The following is a 1,944-nucleotide window of genomic DNA, read 5'->3' as shown; positions in this document are numbered from 1 at the left end:
CTTAAGCGCAAACAGCTAGATAAAACAATATCGCACACAGTATCGCCTGAGCAGCCTAAGTTAATTGAGCGCATTGACAAACCTGATGCAACATTACAACCAGGTACCAATCGAGGCGTAACAACGCAGGTGTCAGCGAGAGCCCATGCTGACTACTTATTGCAAAATCTACCCGATGATATTCGTGGCAACTACCGTGCATACACCAATGCAGACGGTAAAGTTATCATACAGCGCATAGATGGCAGTAAACCACCAAAACTGCGTTATGAAAATGGCGCGTTAGTGGCCGTATCTGACCAAATCGATGTGTTTAATACCCTGTCACAAAAATTAAAAATTAAACACAGCAATTTAAACTCAGCCGCAAGAGCCCGTCTAAAAACACTCGAAATGGCGCGAAATAGCGCCGTGGCACAACGTGATGCCGCGCTATTAGCAGGAGACGCTAAAGCATTAAAAGATGCACAAAAAGCCATGCGACTGGCCAGTGAAGACTTAGGTGAAGAAGCCGCCCGCATTTATGTACAACAAAACTACCCCAACGCCAAACCATTAAACACCAAATTACCCGGTAACGGCAAGCAAGGTGAGTTTGACCAAGTGTATACTATCGACGATGGCAAAGTGCTTATCATGGAAGCCAAAGGCGGTAATGCAACATGGGGCAGCAGAATGGCAGGAGAAGAGCGCGCACAGCAAGGAACTGCCAAATACATGGATTCTGTGATTAATAATTACACAACCAAACTAGATACACTCACAAAAGACCCTCGCTATGGTAAAGTCGGCGAAGAAGCCTTTACTAAGCAGGTCGAGGGTATTCAAGATATGTTAGATTCACTAGAAGACGCAAAACTAGATGGAACGCTAGAGTATATTGGCATACAACAAAAAGCCAACGATAATGGCTTAATTGATGTTATTGATGTGTCTATTTTTGATATCGGATTTTAAGGAGATTTTTTAAGATGATTAAAAGCCATTACAGCTTTGCAAAAGTAAGTTATGAACACATGTGTGAGCGATACAAAAAACACGAAGAAAAAAACATCCCTCGTATCCAAAAAAACCCAAGTTTAGGGCTGCAAACTCAATTTAAACGAAATTTAATTGAATCATTCCCAATGGAAGCCATTGAAAACCCCAATAGCTACCACGCTTGGTTATACCTACTACGCGCGTCACAATTAGGGCACGGTATTTTTCAAAGTAACGCCAATGATGGTCAAGCCTTTGCATTTTTTTATGACGATGAATACCTAGAAGTCATTGGCAAGAAAAATCCTGAAAACGCAGAGCATCCTGTTTGGCTACTTGCTTTATATGCCGCGATTATCGTACGCAACCAAGAGGCCATTGATTTTTTAACCACCATAGATAATGAGGTGTTTGTAAACTCTAATTACGGCAATCAACTCAAACCGTTCGATTACGCCTTAGCTGATTTACTCAAAGGGCTATTCAATCCAAGCGCCGACTTAGCACACCTGCTAGAGCAAGCGTATGTCACCTCTAACCCGGATGATTACTCTATTGATGAAGCGTATTTATATGCCAGCCGCCTCAAGTGGCCGTTGGTCTCTGTTATCGAAGCCATCTTCACAGAAGACGGTGAGCAGGCCTACAATAGCGCCATGGAAAAGGCTTTATTACTGCACAAAGAATATTACAGTGATGAGGAGCGTTTAGGCAGCCGAAGTGGAGGTTTAGCAATTTCTCTTATCGCGATGGCCGTTATCGCTAAAGAAGTCAAAGGCTATCAAATCACTATTGAAAATGAGTATATTCCTGATTGGTTAATTAATGTTAACCCACCAAAACCAGAATAAACAAACGTATAAATAATTACCCGCTCTTTAACAACATGAATGTTGTAAGGCTAGGCGCTGCAGCCTTAAAGGATTAGCGCCCTAACCTTTCAAGTAATGGCTACTTTTATGG

The 1,944-nt window shown here is 42.2% G+C and carries 1 protein-coding gene and 1 pseudogene; both read left to right on the top strand.

Translation table 11 applies throughout. The features are described 5' to 3' along the window. A pseudogene (locus GQR52_RS20285) lies at positions 1-957 on the top strand (type IV secretion protein Rhs); the annotation flags it as partial. A 14-nt stretch (positions 958-971) separates the two neighbouring features. Then, positions 972-1,832 (top strand): immunity 49 family protein, encoded by an 861-nt coding sequence (locus tag GQR52_RS20280; RefSeq protein ID WP_165729607.1) that lies wholly within the window; start codon positions 972-974, stop codon positions 1,830-1,832. The last annotated feature ends 112 nt before the right edge of the window (positions 1,833-1,944 follow it).

Source organism: Pseudoalteromonas sp. 31A1 (genome assembly GCF_011378815.1).
Classification (GTDB): domain Bacteria; phylum Pseudomonadota; class Gammaproteobacteria; order Enterobacterales; family Alteromonadaceae; genus Pseudoalteromonas; species Pseudoalteromonas arctica.
This window is presented reverse-complemented; position numbering and strand designations above follow the sequence as displayed.